General features: G+C 59.4%; 22 protein-coding genes and 1 tRNA gene. 21 read left to right on the top strand and 2 right to left on the bottom strand.

Going from position 1 to position 20,666, the window contains the following annotated elements; translation table 11 throughout:
• Window positions 1-176 precede the first annotated feature (176 nt).
• From RVM27_RS12480 to RVM27_RS12440, 9 genes are all read left to right on the top strand, one after another.
• Window positions 177-512, top strand: coding sequence for a hypothetical protein (locus RVM27_RS12480; RefSeq protein ID WP_144982335.1), 336 nt, complete (start codon window positions 177-179; stop codon window positions 510-512).
• Between the two features lie 11 nt (window positions 513-523).
• Entirely contained in the window at window positions 524-622 is a 99-nt protein-coding gene (locus RVM27_RS12475) for a tail virion protein G7P-2 (protein ID WP_498956730.1), read from the top strand.
• Between the two features lie 109 nt (window positions 623-731).
• Window positions 732-995, top strand: coding sequence for a major coat protein (locus RVM27_RS12470; RefSeq protein ID WP_498956729.1), 264 nt, complete (start codon window positions 732-734; stop codon window positions 993-995).
• 61 nt (window positions 996-1,056) lie between these two features.
• Window positions 1,057-2,763 (top strand): hypothetical protein, encoded by a 1,707-nt coding sequence (locus RVM27_RS12465; RefSeq protein WP_498956728.1) that lies wholly within the window; start codon window positions 1,057-1,059, stop codon window positions 2,761-2,763.
• Complete coding sequence (locus tag RVM27_RS12460) at window positions 2,764-3,114, top strand: DUF5455 family protein (protein ID WP_096922218.1); 351 nt, start codon at window positions 2,764-2,766, stop codon at window positions 3,112-3,114. It abuts the gene before it with no gap.
• The gene (locus RVM27_RS12455; protein WP_498938822.1) at window positions 3,114-4,178 is read left to right on the top strand and encodes a P-loop NTPase family protein; all 1,065 of its coding nucleotides are present in this window, start codon (window positions 3,114-3,116) and stop codon (window positions 4,176-4,178) included. The genes RVM27_RS12460 and RVM27_RS12455 overlap by 1 nt, the downstream gene beginning before the upstream one ends.
• Window positions 4,159-5,580 (top strand): secretin GspD/PilQ domain-containing protein, encoded by a 1,422-nt coding sequence (locus tag RVM27_RS12450; RefSeq protein WP_498956727.1) that lies wholly within the window; start codon window positions 4,159-4,161, stop codon window positions 5,578-5,580. Before RVM27_RS12455 ends, RVM27_RS12450 begins: the two co-directional genes overlap by 20 nt.
• Window positions 5,581-5,649: 69 nt before the next feature.
• Window positions 5,650-6,942, top strand: a complete 1,293-nt coding sequence (locus tag RVM27_RS12445) for a phage replication initiation factor (protein WP_498938825.1) — start codon at window positions 5,650-5,652, stop codon at window positions 6,940-6,942.
• A 2-nt stretch (window positions 6,943-6,944) separates the two neighbouring features.
• Window positions 6,945-7,970 (top strand): site-specific integrase, encoded by a 1,026-nt coding sequence (locus RVM27_RS12440; protein ID WP_498938826.1) that lies wholly within the window; start codon window positions 6,945-6,947, stop codon window positions 7,968-7,970.
• A 54-nt stretch (window positions 7,971-8,024) separates the two neighbouring features.
• On the opposite strand, the gene RVM27_RS12435 is transcribed toward RVM27_RS12440, so the two are convergent.
• A tRNA-Leu gene (locus RVM27_RS12435) sits at window positions 8,025-8,111 on the bottom strand.
• Window positions 8,112-8,223: 112 nt separating this feature from the next.
• Here RVM27_RS12435 and queA point away from each other — a divergent pair.
• From queA to secF, 5 genes are all read left to right on the top strand, one after another.
• Window positions 8,224-9,255, top strand: coding sequence for a tRNA preQ1(34) S-adenosylmethionine ribosyltransferase-isomerase QueA (queA, locus tag RVM27_RS12430; protein WP_144982356.1), 1,032 nt, complete (start codon window positions 8,224-8,226; stop codon window positions 9,253-9,255).
• Between the two features lie 53 nt (window positions 9,256-9,308).
• Window positions 9,309-10,436, top strand: coding sequence for a tRNA guanosine(34) transglycosylase Tgt (tgt, locus tag RVM27_RS12425; RefSeq protein ID WP_498956726.1), 1,128 nt, complete (start codon window positions 9,309-9,311; stop codon window positions 10,434-10,436).
• A gap of 74 nt (window positions 10,437-10,510) precedes the next feature.
• The gene (gene yajC, locus RVM27_RS12420) at window positions 10,511-10,837 is read left to right on the top strand and encodes a preprotein translocase subunit YajC (RefSeq protein WP_016914910.1); all 327 of its coding nucleotides are present in this window, start codon (window positions 10,511-10,513) and stop codon (window positions 10,835-10,837) included.
• A gap of 134 nt (window positions 10,838-10,971) precedes the next feature.
• Window positions 10,972-12,825: a protein translocase subunit SecD gene (gene secD / locus RVM27_RS12415; RefSeq protein ID WP_287808443.1), complete on the top strand. Its 1,854-nt coding sequence runs from the start codon at window positions 10,972-10,974 to the stop codon at window positions 12,823-12,825.
• A 48-nt stretch (window positions 12,826-12,873) separates the two neighbouring features.
• A complete protein-coding gene (secF, locus tag RVM27_RS12410; protein ID WP_287808444.1) occupies window positions 12,874-13,800 on the top strand; it encodes a protein translocase subunit SecF in 927 nt (308 codons plus the stop codon).
• Window positions 13,801-14,006: 206 nt separating this feature from the next.
• On the opposite strand, the gene RVM27_RS12405 is transcribed toward secF, so the two are convergent.
• The gene (locus tag RVM27_RS12405; RefSeq protein WP_039180303.1) at window positions 14,007-14,801 is read right to left on the bottom strand and encodes an inositol monophosphatase family protein; all 795 of its coding nucleotides are present in this window, start codon (window positions 14,799-14,801) and stop codon (window positions 14,007-14,009) included.
• 141 nt (window positions 14,802-14,942) lie between these two features.
• Between RVM27_RS12405 and trmJ the strand changes: the two genes are divergently transcribed.
• The 7 genes from trmJ (at window position 14,943) to rlmN (ending at window position 20,656) form a co-directional block, all read left to right on the top strand.
• A complete protein-coding gene (gene trmJ / locus RVM27_RS12400; RefSeq protein WP_144982376.1) occupies window positions 14,943-15,698 on the top strand; it encodes a tRNA (cytosine(32)/uridine(32)-2'-O)-methyltransferase TrmJ in 756 nt (251 codons plus the stop codon).
• Between the two features lie 119 nt (window positions 15,699-15,817).
• Window positions 15,818-16,681, top strand: coding sequence for a serine O-acetyltransferase (gene cysE, locus RVM27_RS12395; protein ID WP_498938850.1), 864 nt, complete (start codon window positions 15,818-15,820; stop codon window positions 16,679-16,681).
• 76 nt (window positions 16,682-16,757) lie between these two features.
• Window positions 16,758-17,225, top strand: a complete 468-nt coding sequence (gene iscR, locus RVM27_RS12390) for a Fe-S cluster assembly transcriptional regulator IscR (RefSeq protein WP_039180312.1) — start codon at window positions 16,758-16,760, stop codon at window positions 17,223-17,225.
• 31 nt (window positions 17,226-17,256) lie between these two features.
• Complete coding sequence (locus RVM27_RS12385; protein ID WP_287808446.1) at window positions 17,257-18,447, top strand: aminotransferase class V-fold PLP-dependent enzyme; 1,191 nt, start codon at window positions 17,257-17,259, stop codon at window positions 18,445-18,447.
• Window positions 18,448-18,475: 28 nt separating this feature from the next.
• On the top strand, window positions 18,476-18,802 hold the full coding sequence (locus tag RVM27_RS12380) for a HesB/IscA family protein (protein WP_016914918.1): 327 nt from the start codon (window positions 18,476-18,478) through the stop codon (window positions 18,800-18,802).
• Window positions 18,803-18,970: 168 nt separating this feature from the next.
• On the top strand, window positions 18,971-19,396 hold the full coding sequence (gene ndk, locus RVM27_RS12375) for a nucleoside-diphosphate kinase (RefSeq protein WP_039180317.1): 426 nt from the start codon (window positions 18,971-18,973) through the stop codon (window positions 19,394-19,396).
• A gap of 81 nt (window positions 19,397-19,477) precedes the next feature.
• Window positions 19,478-20,656 (top strand): dual-specificity RNA methyltransferase RlmN, encoded by a 1,179-nt coding sequence (gene rlmN, locus RVM27_RS12370; RefSeq protein WP_039180320.1) that lies wholly within the window; start codon window positions 19,478-19,480, stop codon window positions 20,654-20,656.
• The last annotated feature ends 10 nt before the right edge of the window (window positions 20,657-20,666 follow it).

Here is a 20,666-nt window from a genome sequence, read left to right as displayed (position 1 = left end):
AGCGGTGCCTCCACAGCCGGGATTATGCACGGGCCGCGACCTACTACGCCCAGGCAGAGTACCAGACGCTGGTAGACGAAGGCGTCACCCCAGAAACCACTGAGCTATCCATTCTCGCGGATTACTGCCTTAAGCAAGCCGCCAGAACCCAACGCTAACGAAAAGGAACTACACCCATGATCAACACCATTCACGCCCACGTTATCGGTGCCACCCGCTACAAGATGGACAACGGCGTCTCCGGCGCCAAGATCAGCGTCATGCAAGCGGCCTCCGCTGACAGCGAAAATGCCCTGGGCAACCAGGTCAGCATCATGACCGCCAATTACGACATCTTCGACCAGCTCCACGCCGCTGCCCCGCACATGCCTTGCGCCATGGAACTGGATATCGAACTGCGCACGTCCTCTGCCGCCGCGGGTGGCAAGACCGTGATTCACGTCATCGGGGCACGCCGCCCCAACGCCACCGGCAGTGCCCAAGCACCCGCCGCCACCAGCGACAAGAAATAGGAATTTGAGCCATGGACACCAGCACACCTGAAGGTCTGTGGCTCCTGATTTACTGCGTCGGTCTCGTTCTCGCCTTCGGGATCGGCGCGGTAAGTGGGGGCCAACGATGAGCGACCCAAGCATTACGTTTGTTGTTGGTTCTCTGTTCACCTCGTATGCCACCGGTTGGGCATTCGGACACATCATCGTCTTTACAAAGAAATTTATGGAGTCAGTCGTATGACCATGAAAACCCTCATTAACAGCGCAAAAAATGCCGTTCACTCCACTACTGCCAAAGTAGCCGCTGGCTCTGTTCTAGCCGCTAGTTTTGTCAGCAGCGCTCATGCACAAACCGCGTCAACTACAGCCTCTGACGTCTTTGATGACATCACTTCACAAGCGACACAAATGGGTGGCTATGCCTTAGGTGCTGTCGCCGTGATTACCGGCTCACTCATCGGCATCAAGTTGATCAAGAAGTTTGCCAACCGCGCGTCTTAATACCGCTAAGCAAGGGACAACCAAGGGGCGGAAACGCCCCTTTTTATATAACGAGGACAACATGATTAAAAAAGCCGTTTTATTAACCACTTTAACGCCTTTTTTAATGGTGTTTTCTGATTATTCTTTTGCTCAAGCTGTTAATGATATGTCAGATACAACAATCTCTTTAGATGAGGCTAATAACCTTCCTGGAGTTAAATTTTCTGATAGTGCGCAATATGCTTCTTCTGCTGACAATAATAGACGTTATGTTATAAATCGTGTTAGAGAAAGGGTTTCATCTTATTGTGCTACTAGGGATTGTGTTTCTGTAGCTTACGGTTCCTCATTTGATAGCAGTGACAGGAGTAGATTTCGTTTTGTTGGTTCTGTTTCTACTACAGTTGTTTATGATATCCCTTCTAATATGAATTATGGTTTAAGGTCAGATGATGTCTGTCAGTCAGAAAATGGCGACAGTTATTCAACAAATAACCCTGACGTTTACAATTATCTATCTGCTGGTGGTGTGGTAAAAACTCACAGCGGTGCTTGTTCTGTTTCTGCTTCTGGTGGCGTTGATGGTTGTTTCGGTTCTGGTGATGATCTTCAGTGCCTTGTTTCTATAACTTCTGAGTCTACTGGCTCTATTGGTGACTTTGGTCAACATATTGCCGGTAGTTTAGGTTCTAGTTCAGATGGTACTTTTTCAGTTGTTGACTTTTCTGGTAATGATTATTTAACAGAGCTTCCTGGCGGTTGTTCCGATAATGCTAGCTGTGTCTCTATCGGTGATAAGTCGTACTTAGTTGATTGGGATAGCGCGCCTGATTATTTTCAGTATATCGGTTCAGACGGCAATATTTACTCAAAGCCAAGTTCCGGTGGCGGTTCTGGCGGTGACAATGGTGGTGATACTGGCGGCGGTGATCCTACCGACCCAACAACCCCTACCGACCCCACCGACCCAGGCGGTAACGATGGCGGCGATTCTGGTGGCAACTCCGGTGGTAGCGATGGCGGCAACGACTCCGGCGATGGTTCTGGCGGTTCCTCCGGTGGCGGTGGCTCTACCGTACCGGAGTTTGAATTTGATGAATCCGGCATTATTGAAGCGATTCGTTCTTCTGGCCAATCCAACCAGAACGCGCTCGAGGCCGTCTCCAACGACCTTTCAGGCGCGATCAATAGTCAGTCCGAAGGCATCAGCGAAGGCTTGGAAGCCCTCGGCGAAGGCTTTGGCGATGCCATTGGCGAACAGACCGAAGAAGTCCAGGGCATGTTTGACGGCCTCGGCAACACGATCACCAACGCGCTCGGCCTAGGCACTTGCTACCCCGATGGCCAACAAACCGATGATGGCCATACCGCCGCGACCAACGATAAGGGGCTCCTGGGCTGCATCCAGAACATTGCTAACGGCATGGTGAACAACCTCGTGGGTCGTTTAACCGAGGAAGTGGGCGAAGGCAACGACCTGCTGAACACCTCGGGCATGGATGAAACCCTCGATGGCCTCGAAGAAGAACGCCAACGCTATAACGAAGAAGTAGATGCCTTCATGGATCAGATCGGTGATGGCTCAAGTTCTGGTATAGCCGATCAAGTTACCACCCGCTTGCCTTCACTACCTTCACGCGGCTGTGCTCCGCTTGATTTCGGCCCCATAGAAATCTCTTGCCGCCCGTTTGACCTCATCAAGTCGTGGCTAACGTGGATCGTCTACTTCTGGACGGTCGTTAGCGTCGTGGACACCTTCTTCCGCTCCGGTCAGAGGACTGCATAAATGGCCTTACCCGCTCTGCTTGGCATGGGGGCCTTGATTGGCTTCTTCACCCGCATCGTTGAATGGTTCGTCACCCGTATTGCTGCCCGCTTTACCAATCGCCTAGCGGGCATTTTGGTCTGGACGACCCTTTACCTCTCTCTCCTGGTCGGCTTGGCCGTTACCTTTGTGGCCATCATCAGCGGCGTGAGCGCCTCACTGCCTTCCGACCTTGCCCAAGGCATCGGTGCCATCAAACCCGACAACTTCGAAGCCTGCATGGCGGCCATCTACAGCAGCAAGGTCGCGGTATGGGTCTTCCAGCAGAAACGCCAGTTGATCGACTGGGAGCAAGGGAGGCCCGTTCTCTAATGGCCGTTTACGTTGTCACTGGCAAACTCGGCGCGGGCAAAACCCTGGTCGCCGTGGGCAAGATTAAGGACAAGCTGAACCAGGGCTGCAAGGTGGCCACCAACCTGGACTTGAACCTCGATAAGCTCATCGGTGAAAAGCCCAGGAATACCCGCTGCTACCGCATCCCTGATAAGCCTGTCCTGGCCGACCTGGAAGCCATCGGCACGGGCACTGACTCCTACGACGAACACAAGAACGGCCTGCTCGTTCTCGATGAGTGCGGCACCTGGTTCAACGCCCGCTCCTGGGCGGATAAAAGCCGTCAGGACGTCATCAACTGGTTTCTCCATGCCCGTAAATTGGGCTGGGATATCATTTTTCTGATTCAAGACTTAACGATCATGGACAAGCAAGCCCGCGTCGCCCTGGCGGAACACGTGGTCTATTGCCGTCGTCTGGATCGTGTGGCCGTGCCCTTCGTGGGGGCCATCTACTCCCTGTTCATGGGCTCCAAAATGCCCATGCCGAAAGTACACCTTGGCATCGTCAAGTATGGCGACTCCCCGCAAAGCCTCACCGTCGAACGCTGGACCTACACAGGCCGCGCCCTCTACCCCGCGTACGACACCAAGCAATCCTTCTCCGACCACTACCCACACGGCACGTACTCCGTGCTGCCGCCCTGGTACACCCACGGCATGCACCGCGTACCGCATGACGCGAGGTTTTACATGAAGATGACCCGTATTTACTGGAAGCGCTTCAACCGCCCCTTCCTCACGCTCGCCTCGTTCGCCCTGGGCTGCTTTATCACCCTCTCGGTACTCGTCGCCGACCGCGTCAACGCCCGCACAGACAACACACCGGCACCCGTGGCACCCCTTGAGCTACCCAACCTCAGCACCACCCGCATCGCCAGCTTTAGCCAGTTTGGTGACCGCACCACTTACCGCCTCATTGATAGCGACCGCACCCCATCCACCACCGACGACCTCGCCCGCCAGGGCTTCACCATCGTCCCCGTGAATGCTTGCCTCGTCCGCATAGAAAATGGAGTCACCCATGAAGAAGTTCGCTGCTAACACCCTCGCCGCCATCGCGCTCACCACGGCTTCTCTCACCAGCGCGTATGCCACGCCGATCCAGATGCAAGATACCGATATTCGGGACTTCGTGCGCTGGTACGTGGAACAGACCAACACCCCGTTGGCCATTCACCCCAGCACCACCGGAACGCTCACCGTCTACGCCCCCGATGTGCCCGATCACCAGCTCGAGGAGTTCTTTCTGGGCGTGCTGAGTTCACACGGCTACACCATTCTGCCCGGCAACCCGCCCACGGTCGCACCCACCCAGCAGCGGCCCAGCACCCCCACGGCCAGCCCAGCACCGTCCACCCCAACCGCCAACGCCTTCGCCAATACGCCCGTGCTGACCCCACGACCGGAGCCCCAGGCCACCCACCTGTTCCAGTTCGACAACGTGCGGGCCGACGATATCGCCCCGCTAATCACCACCTTCCTGAACCAGCACAACCAGGACGGCACCGCCCAGCCCCGCGTTCAGGTACTCCACGCCTCCAACGCCATCCTGGCCAGGGGGGCCGAAAAGCAGCTTGAACAGCTCCAGGGCATGCTGCCCCAGGTCGATGTATCCCACCCTCAAGTCCTCATCCAGGCCGTCATCTTCGAAACCAGCGACGGCGATACCTTCGATCTTGGCGTAGCGCTTGGACGCACTACACCGACTGCGGGCTCACGCATCGCCGGTGGCTTCAACACCGCCAGCCTGGGCACCTCGCTGGCCTCATCAGGGGGCACGTTCGGCATCTTTGACGGCGATGTACTGGCCTTTGCCATCAACGCCCTCCAGCGCGACTCCCGCTCTAACGTCCTCTCTACGCCGCAGATCCTCACGCTCTCCGGCAAGCGCGGCAATATCTCGATTGGCCAGAACGTCCCCTTCGTCACCGGACGCGTCACGGGGCAGTCCGCCGACGTCAACAGCCCCTTTCAGACCATCGAACGCCGCGACGTGGGCATACGCCTGAACGTCCTGCCCGTGGTCACCGCCTCCGGCCTAGTGATCATGGACATCACCACCTCCGCCGACTCGCTCACGGATTCCCTGCTGGCGTCCGACATCATCACCAACCAGCGCCAAATCAACACCACCGTGCAAATCCGCTCCGGCCAGACCCTGCTCCTGGGCGGCCTATCATCACAGGATGACCGCTCCCAGGTCTCCGGTGTGCCAGGGCTCTCAAGCGTCCCCGTAGCGGGCCGCCTCTTTCAGAACGAATCCACCTCCACCCAGCGCACCAACCTCCACGTACTGCTCCAGGCCACGGTGCTGCCCCGTTATGACGCGACTCAACCCAGTTCCATACCGACGGCTGCCAGCCCGCTACCCCCTGCGCAGCGGGGGGTAGCGGGCTGGCGGCAGGAGGTCGAGACCCTCCCTGTAACACGTCTCGCAGAGTAATTCGTTCAACCGAGCTATCGGCTCACTACAGCACATTACGGCATTTCAAAAAATACAGGGAATCAGGCTATGGAACGTTGGGAACGCTACTCGCTTGCGTCACTGCAACGCGGTGAACAGGACAAGTTCGGAAGGCTGCTCATCAGCTCGCTGGGTCAGCGAGAACTGAACCACTTACGCATCTTGAACGCAGGCGTGGACACCGTCCGGCAGCTCTACCAGGGCAAGCCGTGCCTTCACCAGTTTCATGAAATCATCGACGTCTACAACGAAGGCAAAGGCGCCACCATGCGCCTCTTTGATCAAACCTGGTCAGTAGGGGCCGGCGCTGCCGGTTCCGGCTTCCGCTATCGACTCCAGAACAATGAACTGGGCGTCATCGTCTTTTTCCAGGCCCGTCACGTCAAAGTCGAGAACATCGGTACCCACCTGAAAATCGAACTCTCGCCCCACTTCATCCAGGAGCGCAGCCCTCAGGAGTGCCAGGACTTCATGGACAACATCGCCGCCCACATGCTGGCTCATATCGAGCCCATCGGTGCCGCTGTCCACCTCGCCCTGGACGTCCAGGGCTGGGAGCCCCCCAGGGATTTCATGGAGCGTTTCATCACCCGTTCGAAGAAGGTCATGGCGATCGACGGCGTCGCTACCCTGGAGTTTGACCACTCCAACATCGCCACCACCTATGGCCGCGGGGAAACCTTCATGTTTGGTACGGCAGGCGCGCTGCAATGCTGTATCTACAACAAGACATTAGAAGCCAGCCACCGCGACAAGATGCACTTCTGGGAAGGTATCTGGAAGAACGCCGTCGATGACGACCTCAATGGCACCTACGACCCCGAAGAAACCGTGTGGCGCATCGAGCTACGCTTTCACCAGTCCGTCCTGCGTGAATACGCCCAGGGCATCCCCTGCAACGTCGATACCGGTGAAGTCCTCGATCACACCCACGGCTTTAACCGCTTTGTGGACGTGGTACCGCACCTCTCCGGCCTATGGCGTACCGCCATGCAATCCTATCGACTGGACACACGCCGCAACCTCATTGATCCCGCGTGGCAAGTCATGCAGGAAGACGCCCGTTTCTACTGCCATGAACCAGGCTTCATGTACAAACGGGCACGCAAAGCCCCAGGGCTTGGCAACGAAAAGAACGTCACCCTGGCGTTCGGCAACCTCATTAGCATCTATGCCCGCCAGGGATACCGCACCCACGAAGCCGTCCGCTTCCTCCAACGTTCCGGCATGTGGGACGACCTCGCAGAATACTACCGACGACGAGGGGTGGATTCAGGGCAATTCCGGCAGATCGTGGAACAGAAGCTCATCGAGCGACGGCTAATAGGGAAGGCAGCGTAGAAATGGCCATCAAAAGAGTAGAGAAAGGCTGGCAGGTCGATGTACGGCCCTTTGGTGCCCATGGCAAACGGGTTCGTAAAACCTTCCCCACCCAGGCCAAGGCAAAGCGTTTTGAAAGCTACGTGCTGGGTCAGGCTGCTATAGGTGAGCCCTACGAGCCCAAGCCACGCGACAAGCGCCGTTTAAAGGATCTCATTGAGCTTTGGTATAACCACCACGGCGTATCGCTCAGAGACGGCAAACGGCGGTGCTCACAGCTCAATGCATTGGCCGACATGATCGGCAACCCGCTGGCCAGCACGATCACCCCCGCCGATGCCTCCCTGCTCAGGCAGAAACGCCTGGCGTCTGGCATTACCCCCAACACCGTCAACCATGACCAGGCGCACCTGCGCGCCGTGTTCAACACCCTGATAAGACTCGACGAATGGACCGAAGGAAACCCCTTCGCCAAGGTGCAGCCCCTGCGCCTGCATGAACAGGAACTCACTTACCTGACGCATGACGATATCAAGGCCCTGTTTACCGCCCTCAGCGCATCCAACAACCCCCACGTGGATCTGATCACACGTCTATGCCTGGTCACGGGTGCCCGCTGGAGCGAAGCCCAGTACCTGCGTGCTGAAATGCTTCGTAATGGCCGCGTCACCTACACCGCGACCAAGAACCGCAGGAACCGCACGATCCCCCTTCCACAGGATCTCTACGACGCCCTGAAAGCACACGGCCCCAGAGTCGGCAGGCTTTTCCCCAAGCCCGCCTACAAAGCCTTCTCGGCTGCCGTCCTCGAGGCGCAAATCAACCTGCCCCCTGGGCAACGCACACACGTACTGCGCCACACCTTCGCGTCGCATTTCATGATGAACGGGGGAGACGTATTGACGTTACAAAAGATTCTCGGACACCAAAGCATCACCATGACCATGCGTTATGCACACCTGTCGCCCGACCATTTGGCCGATGCCATCAAGTACGCGCCGCACATTCCGATGGACACAAAGTGGACAACCGAAGGAAAAGAGGACTAGAAAAACGAGGCATTCAGAGACGAAAAAAGGGGCCTAAGCCCCTGATTCTAAATATGGTGCCGGTGGCCAGACTCGAACTGGCACACCCGTAAAGGCGGCGGATTTTGAATCCGCTGCGTCTACCAATTCCGCCACACCGGCATAGGAGGCGCATTATACGGAGTTAACCTGCAAGGTCAATCACATCGACTGACTTTATGCGTCTAAAGCGCTATCCTAGGCGGCTTGTTTGACCACCGAAAGAGCACTCCCCATGCAGCGAGCAGATTTCCATTTCGAGCTACCCGATGAGCTGATTGCCCGCTATCCGTCCGAGCAGCGCAGCGATTGCCGCTTGCTATGCGTGGATGGCCAGAGCGGTGCGCTGGCGCATCGTCGCTTTCCCGATCTGCTGGAGCTGCTGGAGCCAGGCGACCTGCTGGTATTCAACGACACCCGAGTGATACCGGCACGCCTGCACGGCCACAAGGCCAGTGGCGGAAAAGTCGAGATGCTGCTGGAGCGCCCGCTGGACAGCCACCGTGGGCTTGCCCATCTGCGTTCCAGCAAGTCGCCCAAGCCGGGCACCGAGCTGATCTTCGAAGGCGACATTCATGCCGTGGTGGAAGGCCGCCGCGATGCGCTGTTCGAGCTGCGCTTTCTGGGCGACACGCCGATGATTGCTCTGCTGGAGCAGCACGGCCATATGCCGCTGCCGCCCTACATCACTCGAGAAGACGAGCTGAGCGACCGCGAACGCTATCAGACCGTGTATGCGCGCCGCGACGGTGCCGTGGCCGCTCCTACGGCGGGGCTGCACTTCGATCAGCCGCTGCTGGATGCACTGGCCGAAAAAGGCATTCAAAGTGCCTTCGTGACCCTGCATGTGGGCGCAGGCACCTTTCAGCCCGTGCGCGTCGACAATATCCTCGAACACCACATGCACAGCGAGTGGATCGAGGTCACCGAAGCCACCTGCCAGCAGGTGCGTGATACCCAGGCGGCCGGCAAGCGAGTGGTGGCGGTAGGCACCACCAGCGTGCGCTGCCTGGAGAGTGCCTGCATGAAAAGCAGCGACGGCGAGATCGCCCCGTTCAGCGGCGATACCGATATCTTTATCTACCCTGGCTACCAGTGGCGCTGTGTCGATGCACTGATCACCAACTTTCACCTGCCCGAGTCGACGCTGCTGATGCTGGTGTCGTCCTTTGCAGGCTATGACCACATCATGCACGCCTACCGCACGGCGGTAGAAGAGCGCTACGCCTTTTTCAGCTATGGCGATGCCATGCTGCTCACCCGCTAGCGCTGTGCCACCCGATAGATCAACGAGCGATTGTGATGCGAAACGAATGCTTTATGCGCTTTGAGCGCCTTGCGGAAGACGGCCGTGCGCGCCGGGGCCGCCTTCACTTCCCACGGGGCACGGTAGAAACGCCAGCCTTCATGCCGGTGGGTACCTACGGCACCGTCAAGGGCATGACGCCCGAGTCGGTGAAAGAGATCGGCGCGGAAATCATCCTGGGCAACACGTTCCACCTCTGGCTGCGCCCAGGCACCGATGTCATCGAAGCCCACGGCGACTTGCACGATTTCGCCCAGTGGGACAAGCCGATCCTCACCGACTCAGGCGGCTTTCAGGTCTTCTCGCTGGGCGAAATGCGCAAAATCACCGAGCAAGGCGTGCATTTCCGCTCGCCGGTGGACGGCAGCAAAGTGTTCATGGGGCCGGAAGAGTCCATGGCCGTGCAGCGCTCGCTGGGCTCTGACGTGGTGATGATCTTCGATGAGTGCACCCCCTACCCGGCCACCTTCGAAGAAGCCGAGAAGTCGATGGAGCTGTCGCTGCGCTGGGCAAAGCGCTCACGCACGGCACACGGTGATTCGCCTTCGGCGCTGTTCGGCATCATTCAGGGCGGCATGTACCCTGAATTGCGCGAACGCTCGCTCAAGGGGCTGCTGGACATTGGCTTCGACGGCCTGGCCATCGGCGGCCTGTCGGTGGGTGAGCCCAAGGAAGAGATGATCAAGGTCCTCGACTACCTGCCCACCTGGATGCCCGACGACACCCCGCGTTACCTGATGGGGGTCGGCAAACCCGAGGATCTGGTCGAGGGGGTACGCCGCGGCGTGGACATGTTCGACTGCGTCATGCCCACCCGCAATGCGCGTAACGGGCACCTGTTCACCTCGGACGGCATCGTCAAGATCCGCAATGCCAAGCACCGCTTCGACACGCGTCCGCTGGATGAAGAGTGCGATTGCCACACCTGCCAGAATTTTTCCCGTGGCTACCTGCACCACCTGGACCGCTGCAACGAAATGCTCGGCTCGATGCTCAATACCATCCATAACTTGCGCTACTACCAGCGCGTCATGACTGATTTGCGCGCAGCAATCGAAGCGGGTACATTGACGACCTTTGTGGAAGGCTTCTATGCACGGCGCGGCTTGCCGGTGCCTCCCCTTGCGGGACCTGAAACCTGATAACTAACCGCCACCGGCCATGCTGAGTGGCGTCAACCGGTTCACCCATTGTTCTAACTCAGGAGTTCTCTGCAATGCTGGATTTCTTCATCTCACCAGCCCATGCCCAGGAAGCCGCCGCTGGCGGTGGCATTGCGCAAATCGTCATGCTCGTCGGCTTTGTGCTGATTTTCTACTTCCTGCTGTGGCGCCCCCAGGCAAAACGTGCCAAGCAGCACCGTCAGCTGGTCTCCAGCCTGGCCAAGGGTGATGAAGTGGTCATCGGTGGTGGTCTGGTAGGCCGCGTGACCAAAGTCAGCGATGAGTTCCTGACCCTGGAAGTATCGGAAGGTACCGAAGTCAACGTGCAGAAGAATGCCGTGGCTGCCGTACTGCCCAAGGGCACCATTAAGTCCATCTAACGCTCACACCTCCCCCTGCCGACTCCGTGCCAGCCACCCCGGCAGGGGTGACATGGTAGCGTCGATGGTGAACGTTGCTGTGCACAGCTTGTCTGTGCACAGCGATTCCGTTTGTAATTGAAGGCAGGGCTTGCATGCTCAACCGTTACCCCCTGTGGAAGTATCTGCTGATACTGGTCGTCCTGGTGGTTGGCCTTATCTATTCACTTCCCAATCTATTTCCCGCCGATCCCGCCATTCAGGTGAGCGATGCCCAAGGCAACATGCTCGATGAGCGGCAAATCAATCGCGTCGAACAAGCGCTGAACGACAACGACATTGCCATCAAGGCCGTGGAAGAGGTCGATGGGCAGTGGTTGATTCGTTTGCAAAGCAACGATGACCAGCTGAATGCTCGGGATATCGCGGCTGACGTGCTGGGTAGCGGCGCCACCGTTGCCTTGAACCTGGCGGAAGCCACGCCCGGTTGGCTGCAGGCCTTCTCCGCCACGCCCATGACGCTGGGTCTGGACTTGCGCGGCGGCGTTCACTTCCTGCTGGAAGTAGACATGGAAGCGGCTCTGAGCCAGCGCCTGGAGGTCAATGCCAGCGCCATCCGTGAACTGCTGCGTAGCGAGCGTATCCGTTACCGCAATACGGAGATTGCCGAGCGTTCGCTGTCCATCGATTTTGCCAGCAGCGAAGATCGCGACGCTGCGCGTCGAGTGATCAGCCGCGACTTCCCCAACTTCGATTACAGCAACCAGGGCGATGGCCGCGCTTCCAGCCTGGTCATGTCGCTGAGCGACGCGACGGTCAGAGAAATTCAGGACTATGCGGTCAACCAGAACCTGACCACCCTGCGTAACCGTGTCAACGAGCTGGGCGTGGCCGAGCCGATGGTACAGCGCCAGGGCCCCAGCCAGATCGTGGTCGAACTGCCCGGCATTCAGGACACAGTGGCGGCCAAGCGCATCGTCGGCGCCACGGCCAACCTGGAGTTCCGTCTGGAAGCACGTAACGACACGCCCGACATGGAAACCGAGCGCTTCGACTTCCGCAACGACAGCGGCCGTTCTGCGGACCTGATGCGGGACGTGATCATTACCGGTGACAGCGTTTCCAGCGCCAGCCACAGCTTCGATGAAAATGGCCGCCCACAGGTCAACATCAACCTGGATGGCACCGGCGGTACGCTGATGAACCGCGCCACGCGCACCAACATCGGACGCAACATGGCCGTGCTGTTCATCGAGCACAAGAGCGAAGACCGCGTCGAGACCGACCCGGAGACTGGCGAGCAGACCATCATTCGCGAGCCCTACACGGAACGCGGCTTGATCAGCCTGGCGACCATCCAGAGCGCGCTGGGCAACAGCTTCCGCATTACCGGGCTCGACTCGCCCACCGAAGCTGCCGAACTGGCCCTGCTGCTGCGTTCAGGCTCTCTGGCTGCGCCCATCTACTTCGTGCAGGAACGCACCATTGGCCCGAGCCTGGGTCAGGACAACATCGAACGCGGCCTGCTCTCGGTCCAGATTGGCCTGTTGCTGGTGGTGATGTTCATGCTGGTGCGCTACAAGGTGTTCGGCGTATTTGCCAACGTGGCGCTGGCGCTCAACCTGACCCTGCTGATTGCCGTGATGTCGATGCTGGGGGCCACCCTCACCCTGCCGGGCATTGCCGGTATCGTGCTGACCCTGGGTATGGCGGTAGATGCCAACGTACTGATCTTCGAACGTATACGCGAAGAGCTGCGCAACGGTCTGTCGATTCAACAAGCCATTCATGCGGGTTACGAGCGTGCCTTCACCTCGATCGTGGATGCCAACATCACCACCCTGCTGGTCGCCATCATCCTGTTCTCGATTGGCACCGGCCCGGTAAAAGGCTTCGCGGTAACGCTCTCCATCGGTATCTTGACCTCCATGTTCACGGCCTTGATGGTCACACGAGCCATGGTCAACCTCACCTATGGCAGCAAGCCCGTCAAGAAGCTCTGGATCTGATCTCGTGAAGCAGACATACGCGCTCCGCACAGAATTGAAGAGGTGGTAATGAAACCCCTATCGCAGCTACGCATCGACTTCATGGGACGACGCAACCTTGCGTTCATCGTCTCGGCGGTGATGCTAATCGTCTCTATCGGTGCCATCGTTTTTCAGCAGCTCAACCTGGGGCTGGACTTCACGGGCGGCACCCTGGTCGAAGTACGTTACGGTGCCGCACCGTCACTGGATGCCATCCGCCAACTGCTGGAAAACAGCGGCTTTCAGGATGTGTCCGTACAAACCTTCGGTGCTTCTACCGAAATTCTGATTCGCCTTCAGCAGGCCTTTGACCCCGACATCGGCAGCGAGATCGTCGGGCTGCTGCGCGCCGAAGGCGCTGACGTCAACCTGGTGCGCGCGGAGTTCGTGGGTGCTCAGGTAGGTGAGCAACTGCGCGACCAGAGCGGCATGGGCATGCTGGTGGCCCTCGGCGTCGTGATGGTCTACGTGGCCTTGCGCTTTCAGTACAAGTTCGCCGTCGGCGCTCTGCTGGCGCTGATGCACGACGTGGTCATCGTGGTGGGTGTCTTCGCGCTGTTCCAGCTCGACTTCAACCTGACGGTACTGGCCGCACTGCTCGCGGTCATCGGTTATTCCCTCAACGATACCATCGTGGTGTACGACCGCATCCGCGAGTCCATTCGCACGTCGCGGATCGACAACATGCCGCAAATCATCAACGAAGCGATCAATGCCACGCTCTCGCGTACGCTGGCAACGTCGGGTACCACCATCCTGGTGCTGCTGGCCTTGCTGCTGCTGGGCGGCGACATGATCGAGAACTTCGCCATCGCACTATTGATTGGCATCGTGGTGGGCACCTTCTCCTCCATCTATATCTCTGGCGCCCTGCTGATCCCGCTCAAGCTCTCTCGGGAAGACCTGATCCCGACCAAGAAAGAGAGCGATGAAGAGGAAGAAGAGCTGCCGTAAGCACGCAAAAGCAGCCAACGAAAAGGCCCTGCCGGGATTACCCGACAGGGCCTTTTTACTACCATTTTAGTGACTACTCACTACTCACTACTCACTACTCACTACTCACTACTCACTACTCACCACTCACCACTCACCACTCACCACTCACCACTCACCACTCACCACTCACCACTCACCACGCAGCGCGACCGCGCCGCCAGTGATTAAAAGTGCGGCGCCAGCTGCTTGATCAGTGCTTTATAGAGGCGCGGGCCAGCGGCCATCAGTTGGCCTTCTGCGGTGACGGTGGGTTGACCGTTGGGCGTGCCCATCAGCGCGCCGGCTTCTTTCAGCAGCAGCGTACCGACCTGCATGTCCTGCTCTTCCAGGCCCAGAACGAACACGCTGTCGACGCGGCCAGCGGCCAGTTCGCAAATGTCCAGCAGGCCAGAGCCCGTGGCGACCAGGGTTTCCACCTGGGGGGCCAGTTGCTGCGTCACGGTCAGGTAGGCAGGCAGATGGCTAGGGCGCAGCCAGGCTTCCGGCAGGCTCATGGCCATGCGGGTGCCGGGAATGGCCGTAGGCTTGCTCACGCGCATGCGTTTGTCGTTGTGCTGGGCGCCACGGCCACGGCTGGCGATGTATTCGTCATCGCCAAAGGGAGAGACCACCACCGCGTGTTCGGGGCGACCTTTGATCAGACACACCACTGAGAGTGCAAAGCCCTTGCCTGCCACGGCCAGGTTGGAATAGCCATGCAGGGGTTCGATCTTCCAAACGATCTCTTCGCCTTCACCCTCACCCGCCTGATGGGGGGTGTAGCGGCCGGAGAAGCCATGCTGCGGATAGCCGCGCTGCAGTTGCTGAACGATGGTGGCTTCGGCCTTGCGGGCCGTGTCTTCCAGCAGGCGGTCGAGATTGAATTCTTCGTGGGCGTTTTCGATACGCTCACGGACACGCAGAAAATGTTCAACCGCGCTACGCGCAGCGCGCAGCGTAAATTGGACCATTGGATTCATGATCGGGCCTTGTCACAGTGATGTTAAAGAACGGGGGCAGGCGCAGGACACCTTGATGGCGGGCAATTCTACCAGAGGCCCCTCGGGCATGCCATCGACTCGTGCTAAACTGCGCTTTTTACGTCGTGAACCGGGCTTATCATGCTTGACCGCATTCGAATCGTTCTTATTGGCACCAGCCATCCTGGCAATATTGGCGGCGTGGCACGCGCCATGCACAACATGGGCCTGGCGGATCTGGCGCTCGTCGCCCCCCGCTGCGACGTGCTCACTCAGGAGAGCATCTCACGGGCGTCAGGGGCCGACCATCTGCTCCATCAGGCGGCCATTCATGCCACGCTGGAAGATGCCGTGGCCGACTGCACCCTGGCCGTGGGTGCCAGTGCCCGCTCACGTACGCTGCCTTGGCCGATGATCTCTCCCCGAGAGCTGGCCGAACGCCTGCCAGCCGAGTGCCGCCCTGCCAATGCGCGCATCGCGCTGGTGTTTGGGCGCGAGGACAGCGGCTTGACCAATGCCGAGCTGCAGCGCTGCCATGCCCACGTACACATTCCCACCAATGCGGATTTCAGCTCGCTGAACCTGGCGGCAGCGGTACAGGTACTCGCCTACGAGTGTCGCATGGCCTGGCTGACGCAAGCCGACGCGCCCCCCGCTCAAGAGGATGACGAAGAGGCCGCGCTGGCGTCCCACGAAGAGCTGGAGCGGTACTTCGAGCACCTGGAGCGCACGCTGATCGCCATCGAGTTTCATGACCCCGCACAGCCGCGCCAGCTGATGGCACGCCTGCGCCGCCTGTACCTGCGTGCTCGCCCCGAGAAAATGGAAATGAACATCCTGCGCGGTATCCTATCGGCCACGGAGAAGGCAGCCCAACAGCACACGACACCTCGTTGATACGCGCCACGGTCAGCCCGATGGCCTAAACTTGAAGTTATCCGGTGGTGCCCCCACATTTGGGGGCCGACCCCAGCACAGCCTGCCCTGCTGCCGCTTTTACGCCCAAGGACACTCCCATGTTTCAACGCCTGCGCGAAGACATCAACAGCGTATTCGACCGCGACCCAGCGGCACGCAACTTTCTCGAGGTCTTGACCAACTACCCGGGGCTGCATGCTCTGCTGCTGCACCGCTGTGGCCACTGGTTATGGAAGAAGAACTTCAAGTGGCTGGCGCGTACGGTATCGACCTTCTCCCGCTGGATGACCGGTATCGAGATCCACCCCGGCGCCACCATTGGTCGGCGCTTCTTCATCGATCACGGCATGGGCGTGGTGATCGGTGAGACCGCCAAGGTCGGCGACAACGTGACGCTCTACCAAGGAGTCACGCTAGGCGGCACCAGCTGGAATAAAGGCAAGCGTCACCCCACGTTGGAAGATGGCGTGATCGTCGGGGCAGGTGCCAAAATTCTGGGCCCGTTCACGGTTGGAGCCGGTGCCAAGATTGGCTCCAACGCCGTGGTGACCAAAGAGGTGCCCGCAGGCGCAACGGTGGTCGGCATTCCTGGCAAGATCGTCAAGCGCGCCGAGCCTGATGTAGAGGAAGCGCTGGATATCGACCCGGCTCGCCGCGAAGCCATCTGCCAGAAATTCGGTTTCGATGCCTACGGCGTCAGCCAGGACATGCCCGATCCGGTAGCACGCTCCATGCAGGCCATGCTGGACCATATGCACGCGGTGGACGAGCGTATCGAACGCATGTGCTCTACCCTGCGCAAGCTGGATGCCAGCTACCGTGACGGCCAGCTGCCCGAACTGAGGGATGAGGACTTCGCCGACATTCTCGACGAAGGCGAATCGGGCTGCGCTGGGTCAGGCAAACACCGCAGTGACAAGGTCAGCGCTGCCGAAACCTCCGACACGCGCCCCAATAGTTGACCAAAGCACTCAGGATTTCCATAATGGCGCTACACTTGCCGCCAGTGCGCTGAGGTTCAGCGACGAGGTACCTGTTATGCGCTTGACTACCAAAGGCCGATACGCCGTTACCGCCATGCTGGACCTGGCGATCAATACGCCTCAAGGCCCTACCAGCCTTGGCGATATATCCCAGCGCCAGGAGATCTCGCTCTCGTATCTGGAGCAGCTGTTTGCGCGGCTGCGGCGCAGCGGGCTGGTTACCAGCGTGCGTGGCCCTGGTGGTGGCTATCTACTGGCCAAGCCTGCCGCCGAGATCAGCGTGTCCCAGGTCATCGATGCGGTCAATGAAACCGTCGATGCCACCCGCTGCCAGGGGCTTTCCGACTGCCAGCAGGGCGACACCTGCCTGACCCATCACTTGTGGTGCGAACTTTCGGGGCAAATACGCCACTTTCTGGATGACGTGACGCTGGCGCAGTTGATGCAGCGCCCGGACGTCATTCGTATTGCCGCTCGACAGAAGCAGCGCGCCGACGCCGGGATTCTTGCCTCTTCCCCCTGACGCCATTCACTGCCCGTTGGAACTCAAACTCATGACAGCCACGCCCTCACTGCCCATTTACCTCGACTATGCCGCCACTACGCCGGTAGATGAGCGCGTGGCCGAGGTGATGACGCGCTACCTGACCGTCGACCAGCTGTTTGCCAACCCGGCATCGCGCAGCCACATGCTGGGCTGGCAGGCAGAACAGGTGGTGGAGCAGGCACGGCGCCAGGTGGCCGACCTGATTCATGCCGACCCTCGCGAGATCGTGTGGACCAGCGGTGCTACCGAAGCCAACAATCTGGCGCTGATCGGCTTCATGCGCGCCAACCGTCAGCGCGGCATGCACCTGGTCACTTCGTCCATCGAACACAAGGCCGTGGTGGATACCGCCAAGGCACTGGAAAGCGAAGGCTTCGAGGTCACCTGGCTCAAGCCCCAGCGGGACGGGCGCATCACCCCCGAACAACTGCGCGAGGCCATGCGGGATGACACCGCCCTGGTGTCGCTGATGGCAGTGAACAACGAGCTGGGCAGCATCAACGACATCGCGGCGCTGGCAGCCGTGGCCCACGACTTTGGCGCGGCCTTCCATACCGATGCCGCTCAGGCGGTAGGACGCATCCCGCTGGACGTGGTCGAACAGCACATCGACTTGATGTCGCTGTCTGCCCATAAAGCCTATGGCCCCAAAGGGGTGGGCGCTCTGTACGTGAAGCGCCATCCGGACATGCGTGTCGAAGCGCTGATTCACGGCGGCGGGCACGAGCGCGGCATGCGTTCCGGCACGCTGCCCACCCACCAGATTGCGGGCATGGGGGAAGCCTTTGCCGTCATGCAGCAGCAGCAGGCTCAGGACCAGGCGCATGTTGCCGCCCTTCGCGAGCAACTGCTGAATGGCCTGAGCACGCTGGAGGGCGTCATTCCCAACTCGCCCCCGCAGCACGGGGTGCCCAATATTCTCAATCTCGCGTTCGAGGGTGTCGATGGTGAAGCGCTGCTGATGGCCCTGCGCGACGTTGCCGTGTCTACAGGCTCTGCCTGCAACTCGGCCAGCGTCGACCCCTCTTACGTCCTGCTGGGCATCGGAACGCCCCGTCGGCTGGCGCTCTCTTCACTGCGCTTGAGCTTTGGACGGTTTACCCAGCCAGCCGATATCGACCACGCACTGACACTACTGCACCACGCCGTCAGCGGCCTGCGTGCTTCGGCGCGCCAGGCCACTGCGCCTGGCCGCTGACCGACCGACTTTTCAAGGAGAGTGCTCCATGGCAACGCTTAACATTTCCCCCGCCGCCGCCGAGCAGATCCACCGCGTCCTCGAAGAGCGCGGCAAGGGGCTTGGCCTTCGGGTATCCGTCAAACCCAGCGGCTGCTCTGGCTACAGCTACGTGCTCGATTTTGCCGACGAGGCTCAGCCGGATGACGTGCACTTCGAGTCCCACGGGGCCAGCGTCTACGTGGCCACCGATGCCGTCGAGATGCTGGACGGCAGCGAAGTGGACTACGTCAGCGAAGGGCTCAATCGCTTCTTCCGCTTCAACAATCCCAACGTCAAGGATCAGTGCGGCTGCGGTGAAAGCTTTACCGTTTAAGCGCTCTTTGACGTCACTCATCGGTATTCATCCCCTGCGTGAGACGCTATAATCGCGGCCACTCGGCCTGCGGCATAGCGTCCAGACAAGGCCGGACACATTTTCCTGTGCCGCCCTGGCTTTCCGGGGCGGCAATTTCTGCTTTATCCCTTTCTAGGAGATCTCTGCATGGCGACTGAACGTACTCTTTCCATCATCAAGCCCGATGCCGTAGCCAAGAATGCCATCGGCGACATCATCGCACGCTTCGAAAAGGCTGGCCTGCAAGTGGTCGCGGCCAAGATGCTGCACCTCTCCGAAGAGAAAGCCGGTGGTTTCTACGCCGAGCACAAAGAGCGCCCCTTCTTCAAGGATCTGGTCGGTTTCATGACCTCTGGCCCGGTCGTCGTACAAGTGCTGGAAGGTGAAGGCGCCATCGCCAAGAACCGTGAGCTGATGGGTGCTACCAACCCGAAAGAAGCCGCTCCGGGCACCATCCGCGCCGACTTCGCGGAAACAATCGACGCCAACGCTGTCCATGGTTCCGACTCTGCCGAAAGCGCTGCACGCGAAATTAGCTACTTCTTCGGTAACGACGAAATCTGCCCGCGCTAAACCAGCGCTGCCGTTTCAACATTCGTTGCCGGCCATTTTTGCGGGGGCCTGGCCCCCGCCTCTTTCTGAACGCTGACCGCCATGACCACCACTGTCGCTCCATCATCACCGTCTTCTCTATCCATCGCTGACCACGCCACGCAGGCGGAGCCCGCACGCCAGAACCTGCTGGGGCTCTCTCGTGAGCAAATGGAAGCTTTCTTTTCATCTATCGGTGAGAAGAAATTCCGTGCCACCCAGGTCATGAAGTGGATCCACCAGGAGGGCGTCGATGACTTTGCCGTGATGACCAACCTGTCCAAACCGCTGCGCGACAAGCTCGCTCAGGTGGCCGAGATTCGCGGCCCGGGCGTCGTGTATGAAGGCACGTCCAGCGACGGCACGCGCAAGTGGGTACTCGAAGTGGAAGATGGCAGCTATGTCGAAACGGTGCTGATCCCGGCAGAGAACGGTAAGCGACGCACCCTGTGCGTGTCGTCACAGGTCGGCTGCTCGCTGGATTGCAGCTTCTGCTCCACGGGCAAACAGGGCTTCCAGCGCAACCTCACGGCCGCTGAAATCATTGGTCAGGTCTGGGTAGCGCAACGCAGCGTTGGCCCTCGGCGGGATACCGCCAACCGTCCGGTGACCAACGTGGTCATGATGGGCATGGGCGAGCCGCTATTGAATTTCGACAACGTCGTGCCTGCCATGAAGCTGATGCTCGACGACAACGGCTATGGCCTCTCCAAGCGCCGCGTCACCCTCTCCACGTCGGGCGTGGTGCCGATGATGGATAAACTGGGCGATGAGATGGACGTCAGCCTGGCGATTTCGCTGCACGCCTCCACCGATGAGCTGCGTAACGAACTCGTCCCGATCAACCGCAAGTACAACATTCGTGCCTTGCTGGATGCCTGTCACCGCTACCTGGCCAAATGCCCGGACAACCGTCAGGTGACCATCGAGTACACCTTGATCAAAGGTGTGAATGACCAGCAGGAACACGCCGAACAGCTGGCGGCGCTTCTCAAGGAGCTGCCCTGCAAGATCAACCTGATTCCTTTTAACCCGTTCCCCAATTCGGGTTATGAAAAGCCCTCGCGCAACCAGGTCATGCGTTTTCAGCAATGGCTTTATGACCTGGAGTACAACGCCACCGTCCGCACCACCCGAGGGGATGACATCGATGCCGCCTGCGGCCAACTGGTCGGACGCGTAAAAGACCGCACCAAGCGCAGTGCGCGCTATATTCAATCGGTTCAACTGGATGCAGACTAAGGCCGCTGTC

The sequence above is a fragment of the Halomonas sp. KM007 genome (assembly GCF_050709225.1).
In the GTDB taxonomy this organism is placed as follows: Bacteria; Pseudomonadota; Gammaproteobacteria; order Pseudomonadales; family Halomonadaceae; genus Vreelandella; species Vreelandella hamiltonii.
The sequence above is the reverse complement of the archived record's forward strand: the minus strand, read 5'-3'. Positions and strand labels throughout refer to the sequence as shown.